This is a genomic window from Marivita sp. (assembly GCF_017643905.1).
Taxonomy (GTDB): domain Bacteria; phylum Pseudomonadota; class Alphaproteobacteria; order Rhodobacterales; family Rhodobacteraceae; genus Marivita.
The window spans coordinates 1-5,988 of record NZ_JAEPMO010000204.1 but is presented as its reverse complement, the minus strand read 5'-3'; the positions used below and the strand labels follow the sequence as shown (position 1 = coordinate 5,988).

The 5,988-nt window shown below is 63.4% G+C and carries 10 protein-coding genes; 9 read left to right on the top strand and 1 reads right to left on the bottom strand.

All coding sequences use genetic code 11. From position 1 onward, the window contains the following. The 8 genes from JJ869_RS21380 to JJ869_RS21345 all read left to right on the top strand — a co-directional run. Positions 1–1,029 (top strand): S49 family peptidase (locus JJ869_RS21380; protein ID WP_292270545.1); only part of this gene is annotated, 1,029 nt, incomplete at its 5' end. A gap of 33 nt (positions 1,030–1,062) precedes the next feature. Continuing rightward, positions 1,063–1,434, top strand: coding sequence for a head decoration protein (locus JJ869_RS21375; protein WP_292270542.1), 372 nt, complete (start codon positions 1,063–1,065; stop codon positions 1,432–1,434). Positions 1,435–1,571: 137 nt separating this feature from the next. Beyond that, the gene (locus JJ869_RS21370; RefSeq protein ID WP_229747937.1) at positions 1,572–2,603 is read left to right on the top strand and encodes a major capsid protein; all 1,032 of its coding nucleotides are present in this window, start codon (positions 1,572–1,574) and stop codon (positions 2,601–2,603) included. Positions 2,604–2,939: 336 nt separating this feature from the next. Continuing rightward, positions 2,940–3,347 (top strand): hypothetical protein, encoded by a 408-nt coding sequence (locus JJ869_RS21365; protein ID WP_292270537.1) that lies wholly within the window; start codon positions 2,940–2,942, stop codon positions 3,345–3,347. Continuing rightward, entirely contained in the window at positions 3,344–4,138 is a 795-nt protein-coding gene (locus JJ869_RS21360) for a hypothetical protein (RefSeq protein WP_292270534.1), read from the top strand. The genes JJ869_RS21365 and JJ869_RS21360 overlap by 4 nt, the downstream gene beginning before the upstream one ends. A gap of 5 nt (positions 4,139–4,143) precedes the next feature. Beyond that, a complete protein-coding gene (locus JJ869_RS21355; protein ID WP_292270531.1) occupies positions 4,144–4,650 on the top strand; it encodes a phage baseplate assembly protein V in 507 nt (168 codons plus the stop codon). An 11-nt stretch (positions 4,651–4,661) separates the two neighbouring features. Then, positions 4,662–4,961, top strand: coding sequence for a PAAR domain-containing protein (locus tag JJ869_RS21350; protein ID WP_292270529.1), 300 nt, complete (start codon positions 4,662–4,664; stop codon positions 4,959–4,961). Positions 4,962–5,035: 74 nt separating this feature from the next. Continuing rightward, positions 5,036–5,329, top strand: coding sequence for a hypothetical protein (locus JJ869_RS21345; protein ID WP_292270526.1), 294 nt, complete (start codon positions 5,036–5,038; stop codon positions 5,327–5,329). Positions 5,330–5,352: 23 nt separating this feature from the next. Here JJ869_RS21345 and JJ869_RS21340 read toward each other — a convergent pair whose 3' ends face one another. Beyond that, positions 5,353–5,532: a hypothetical protein gene (locus JJ869_RS21340; RefSeq protein ID WP_292270523.1), complete on the bottom strand. Its 180-nt coding sequence runs from the start codon at positions 5,530–5,532 to the stop codon at positions 5,353–5,355. Positions 5,533–5,617: 85 nt separating this feature from the next. On the opposite strand from JJ869_RS21340, the gene JJ869_RS21335 reads away from it, so the two are divergent. Continuing rightward, positions 5,618–5,988: GPW/gp25 family protein (locus JJ869_RS21335; RefSeq protein WP_292270520.1), on the top strand; the 371-nt coding region annotated here is incomplete at its 3' end.

Here is a 5,988-nt window from a genome sequence, read left to right as displayed (position 1 = left end):
GTGTCTTACGAGGGCATTGCGGCGCAGCTGAGGGAAGCGCGAGCTGATCCGGAAGTTCGGGCGATCCTGCTCGACATCGACAGCCCCGGCGGCGAGGCAACGGGCATGTTCGCGACGGCCAGACTGGTGAGCGCGATCAACCAGACCAAACCGGTCTTGGCCTTCGTCAATGATGTCGCCGCCTCAGCCGCCTATGGCATTGCCAGCGCGGCCAGTGAGATCGTCGTCTCGCCGACCTCGATGGTCGGATCGATCGGCGTGGTGCTGACCCATTTCGACCGCTCGGGTGAACTTGAGGAGCGCGGCGTCAAGCCGACGCTCATTCACGCGGGCGCGCACAAGGTGGACGGCCATCCGTTTGGACCGCTCTCGGACGCCGTGCGCGGTGACCTGCAAGCGGAGGTGATGAAGATCTACGACCAATTCGTCGGTCTTGTGGCCGAAGGGCGGTCCAGCCCCATGACTGAGCAAGCGATCCGAGCCACAGAAGCCCGCACCTATCTCGGCACCGATGCCATTTCCCAAGGCCTCGCCGACCGTGTGGCGAGCCTCGACGAGGTGATAGCCACTTCTGCGCAACCGCCCTCCGGGGCAAGCCCCCAGAGAAAGGGAGGACCCATGACCAAAACCACCCAAACCGAGGCGCCACAGGGCGAAGCCTCGGCCTTCAGCCCCGCTGATCTGCAGGCTGCTGTCGATGTGGCCCGGACGGAAGCCCATGCCGCTGGTTTCACCGCCGGCAAGGCCGAGGCCACGGCGCGGATCAAATCCATCCTGACGGCCCCAGAAACCGAAGGTCGAGAGGCCCAGGCGCTGGTGCTTGCACTCGAGACCGAGATGACGGCGGAAGATGCAGCGAAAGTTCTGACGGCGTCACCCAAGTCATCGGTCCCCACAACGATTGCGGAAAGGGCGGCGCAAGAAACCGAACTCGGGGCCGAAACTCCGGCCGATCAACGCAATCGCGCCGAGCGCAGTATCGCCGGCTGGGCCAAAGCCGTCACCAATGCCAACGCGCGGTTCGGCTGACATGCACTCTATGCAGAACAAGGACATCCCATAATGACAGTTCTCACCGAAGGCCGGCATCCCGGCGAATTCCTGATGACCGAGGCCAATGGCCAGCGCTCCCGGGACAGCATCACCATCGCAAGTGGCGCGGGCATTATCGCCCCGGGCACGGTGCTGGGCAAAATCACGGCAAGCGGCAAATATCTCGCCAGCGCTGTCAGCGCCACCGATGGCAGCCAGACCGCAGTCGCCATTGCGCCTTATGGCTGTGATGCCACCACAAGTGATGTTGCAGTTGCCGCCATCACTCGGGATGCCGAGGTGAACGGTAAAATCCTGACCTGGCACCCCGACCGTGATCAGGCCGCCGAAAAGGCTGCAGCGCAGGCAGACCTGGCGTCGGTCGGCATCATCGTGCGCTGAGCACGGATGACTGTCGCCATAGGCTAACGCCAGCCCCGAGTTCCTCACAGTTCAAATCTGATCCCCTGCCGCCACAGGCTGCGGGCTGTTCCCGCGTGCCCAATCCACCGGCGTGTCGACGCAACAAAGGACCCCCCATGTCGATCCTCAACATCTTCAGTCAGGACGCCTTCAGCGTCATGCGCCTCACGGACGCGCTTCGTGAGATCAAGTACACCCCGTCCCGCATCGGACAGATGGGGCTGTTTCAGACCACCAGCATCGACACGCTGGATATCGCCATCGAGAAGGACAAGGAACAGAACCGCATGCTGGTCTCCGCCAGCCCAAGGGGCGGTCCTGGCCAGACCTTCGACAAATCAAAGCGCGCCATGCGCATGCTCAAGGTGCCCCACTTCCAGGTGGACGATGCCATCTATGCCGACGAGGTCCAGCAGGTGCGCGCCTTCGGTCAGGAAGTCGCCGTCGAGCGGCTGCAGCAGAAGATCGCGGATCGCGCCGCAGAGGCCAGCCAGTTCTTCGCGCTGACCGAGGAATACCACCGGCTCAACATCCTCAAGACCGGTCAGCTGCTCGACGCGGACGGCTCCGTGCTTTTTGACTACTTCACCGAATTCGGCGAAAGCCAGCAGGCGGTGGTGGACTTCGACCTCGACAATGCCAGTGCCACCGACGGCGCGCTGCGCAAGAGATGCGCCGGGGTCATTCGCCAGATGGCCGCCATTCTGGACGGTCTGCCCTATACCGGCATCATGGCCCTGTGCGGGGATGCCTTCTTCGATGACCTGATCGCCCACCCGGAAGTGCGCGAGACCTACAAGGGCTATGCCGACGCGGCGAGCTTGCGCAACGCGTATATCAATTCGGGCTCGTCCGGCATCTACGGCGCCTTCGAGTTCGGCGGCATCACCTGGATGAACTATCGCGGCGGTCAGAATGTCGGCATCGAGACCGACAAGTGCCACCTCGTGCCCATGGGCGTCCCCGGCCTCTTCCGCACGGTCTATGCCCCGGCCGATTACATCGAGACCGTGAACACCCCGGGTCAGCGCCTCTACGGCAAGCAATGGGAGATGCAGAACGGCAAAGGCGTGAACCTCGAGTTCCAGATGAACGCGCTGCAATACTGCACCCGCCCGCGGGTGCTGATCCCGGGCAAGCGGACGTGATGTCAGATATCTCTGACACTTGCCGCAGCGCGGCACATGATGCCACGTCAAGGTTATTCACCCTTGACACCCAAAGGTTACAAACGGACGCTTTTGATTGCAGACTTGCCGCACTGATAAAATGCAGCGTAAAATCAATGCGTTATGAATTGCCTGTTTTTTAGGCATTTCGATGAAAGGCCCCAGATAACGGGGCCTTAGCCTGTCCTATACCGCTGGCTCCACAGATTTATCCACAGATTCTGTGAGCGCAATAACGCTTGCCTTACACCGCGATGCGGTGCCGGGCGGCGACTCGGGATGCGGTTTGGGATGGGAAGACGGAAAGGACCGAGAATGACCTTTTTTGACGATCTGGACTTGCAGGTCTCGGCGGAGATCACTGATGTATTTGCGGAACCTGTGCTGCTGCATCCACGGGTATCGTCGCCGTATTCGGAGCGCCGACCTGACCCTGAGCACCCGGACGTGATGATCGAGGGTATTTACTCTGTTGGGTCTGCTCAAAAGGGTCTTGGCGGTCAGGCCAGCGGATTTTCCGGAGCAACACAGGTCACGTCTGCTGTGGCAGAGGTCTGGATCGCCAAGGCGCAGGTCGCGGCTCTGCACCGGCGCCCCCAAAAGGGTGACGCGCTGACGCTGACCGGGCGCGAGGGCCCACCGGTCTATGCACTCTCCCAGGTCCACCCGTCGGACATGGGGGACCTGACCCTGATCCTGGTTCTGGAGGACGAGACGCCATGAGCCTGACGCGACTGGCCATGCGCCTTGCGGCGGCGCGCGCGCTGCGGGACAGGACACTGGCGGGCGCGCGGGTGTTCGACAGCGCGGTGGACCCGATTGACCAGACGATCGCCGAGCAGCGTTTGCCCCTACTGGTCCTCACGACGGACGAACACGAGCTCGACGTGACCGGGCGCGATCTCGGCAGCGGCACGCATCGCTGTGATCTGGTGATCGAGCTTGCCATTGCCTCGCGCGTCGAGGTGCCTGCAGAGGATGGTCAGGGGGGCCAGATCACGATTGCCATTCCGCATACCGACGAGGGGATGGAGCTGACGCTGGATCTCATGGAGCATCAGGTGGTCGCGGCGTTGACGCGGGACGACACGCCATGGGCGCGCGTGTGGATGACGCTGGTGCCGCGGGTCCATCAGCGTCTCTCGCGCCGGGGCGCCTCGTCCGAGAACGGTGTGCGCTTTGCAGCGCGTCAGCTGACGCTGACATGCGATCTGATCGACGCGCCGGTTGGCGGCGCGCCGCTGCCTCACTCCGGGGTGTGGGCAGAGGTACTCTCAATGATGGAGGCTGATCCGGCAATGGCCGGGCTGGCGCGCCTGATCCGCGCGGAGATCGAGGGCACGCTTGTCCCCGAGTGGCGTCGCGCGGCGCACGCACTGGGTGTCCCGCTCGAGGTCTCGGACGGCCTCGGGCTTGGCGCGGGTGACGTGCCTTTGGTGGACCCGGTGGAATTTATCATGGGCGCAATCAGCAGCAGCGCCGGCGTGGTCACCGTGACCGAGGACGCGCCCTGATGGCGGTGCGCGAATTGGTCGAGCTGGTCTCCCGCGTGGCCGAGCTGGAACGGCGGTTTGCGGGAGTTCTGCGCCACGGCACGGTGGCGGAGGTGGATCCCGAGCGCCAGCGCGTCCGGCTGGACCTTGGCCCGGCCCATGGGGCTGAGGGGCGGTTCCTGTCGCCTTGGGTGCCCTATGCGCAATTCTCGGGGGCGCTGCGCGTGCACACGCCCCCCACGGTGGGTCAACAGCTCACGGCACTGTCCCCCAGCGGGGATTTCCAGCAGGCGGTGGCGCTGCCGCTGACCCATCACAGCGGCAATCCGAGCCCGTCCACGGCGGGCGACGAGAATGTCGTGACCTACGGGAACGTAAAAATGACGCTGGCGGATGATCTGGTGCGGGTCGATGTGGGCGGCACGCGGCTCGAGCTAAGCTCGGCGAAGATCACGCTCTCCACGGGCGGCAGCAGCATCGAGATGACAGATGCGGGCGTGAAGATCACAGGCGCGCGCATCGATCTCAACTGATGGAAGCGCAGATGCCAGCAGTGGCGCGGATCGGGGACCCGTTTGCAACGGGCCACCCTTGTGACGGGGCGAGCACGATTGCGGGCGGGAGCGGAAACGTCTTTGCCAACGGCATCCGCGTCTCGCGCCGGGGCGACCCTTCGGCGTCACACACGCGCCTCGTCGGGAAGCTGTGCCTCCCGCACACAGTCCCGATCACACGCGGCAGTACCACCGTGTTCGTCAACGGAATTTCAATTGCCCGCGTCGGTGACGCCATCGACGCAGGCGCCATCACCGGCGGATCGCCGGATGTTTTTGCCGGCGGATGACTGATCACTGAGCTCTGAGTTGGAAGCTGCAGCTCCAAAAATTCCCCGCAATGAAAGACAAGAAAGGACATCACATGCCACGTTACGCAATCACCGAGACAGCCGGGCGTTTCGTCGCCGGGACCAACAATACCGGCGTCGGCACGGTGCTGACGCTGACCGAGAAACAGGCCGAGCACGAGGTTCGGCTTGGCACGCTACGGCCACTGGACATGATCACCGATGCGCCTGAGCGCACCGCAGATGCGTCGACGGGGGACAAACCCGATGATGGGACTGCGCTGCCTGCGGCAGCGCAACGCCAAGCGACAGCAGAACCCAAGACCGGTGATGGCCTCGCCAAAAACAGCAAAGAGCGCGGTATGTAATCAGGGCTGCAATCCTGCAGTCCTCAGCCGCCTTCTTTGTCAGCTGTGTCTGCCTTACCGTCTTGCTTCTTCCGCGTGGTCTGGAACACGAGTTCCCTTGGGGCCGGTTTCTTTCGCAGGATCGGTGCCGTGGGTTCTTCGCAGTTCGGGCAGGTCTGATCGGTCTCGCGGAAGGTGCCACCGCAATACATGCATTTTTTCATTTTGATCGTTTCGTTCGAGTCGCGTTGCACCGGCAGGAGCGGCTTTTGATGAACGTCCGGTCTTCGGTCAATGGGACGCATCGGCATGGCGCCAAATCACAACAGCCCCTCGGTTGGCCTGAACGCGGCCACGGGGGGCACGCTCATGGGCTGGTCGCATGTGGTGCAGTCACTGCAGGACATCTTCACGACGCGGTTTGGCGCGCGCGTCATGCGCGAATGGTACGGCTCGTTTGTGCCCACGCTGCTTGGGCGGCAGATCAACAGATCGGAGGTGCCGCTGTTTCTGGCGGCCTTCACTTCGGCGATCGAGCAATGGGAGCCCCGGTTCAAGGTGACGGAGATTGGACTGAAGGATGTTACCCGGGACGGGGTTGTGCGCCTGTCGATCTCTGGCGAATACCGCCCCCGGGCCCTGCTGGGCGATCCCACCTCCGCCGGTTTGCGCAGCCTGGT

Excerpts from the sequence above, each read along its gene's own strand:
- JJ869_RS21375 (WP_292270542.1), top strand. The coding sequence starts at position 1,063 with ATGACAGTTCTCACCGAAGGCCGGCATCCCGGCGAATTCCTGATGACC.
- JJ869_RS21360 (WP_292270534.1), top strand. The coding sequence starts at position 3,344 with ATGAGCCTGACGCGACTGGCCATGCGCCTTGCGGCGGCGCGCGCGCTG.
- JJ869_RS21345 (WP_292270526.1), top strand. The coding sequence starts at position 5,036 with ATGCCACGTTACGCAATCACCGAGACAGCCGGGCGTTTCGTCGCCGGG.
- JJ869_RS21370 (WP_229747937.1), top strand. The coding sequence starts at position 1,572 with ATGTCGATCCTCAACATCTTCAGTCAGGACGCCTTCAGCGTCATGCGC.
- JJ869_RS21350 (WP_292270529.1), top strand. The coding sequence starts at position 4,662 with ATGCCAGCAGTGGCGCGGATCGGGGACCCGTTTGCAACGGGCCACCCT.
- JJ869_RS21340 (WP_292270523.1), bottom strand. The coding sequence starts at position 5,532 with ATGAAAAAATGCATGTATTGCGGTGGCACCTTCCGCGAGACCGATCAG.
- JJ869_RS21365 (WP_292270537.1), top strand. The coding sequence starts at position 2,940 with ATGACCTTTTTTGACGATCTGGACTTGCAGGTCTCGGCGGAGATCACT.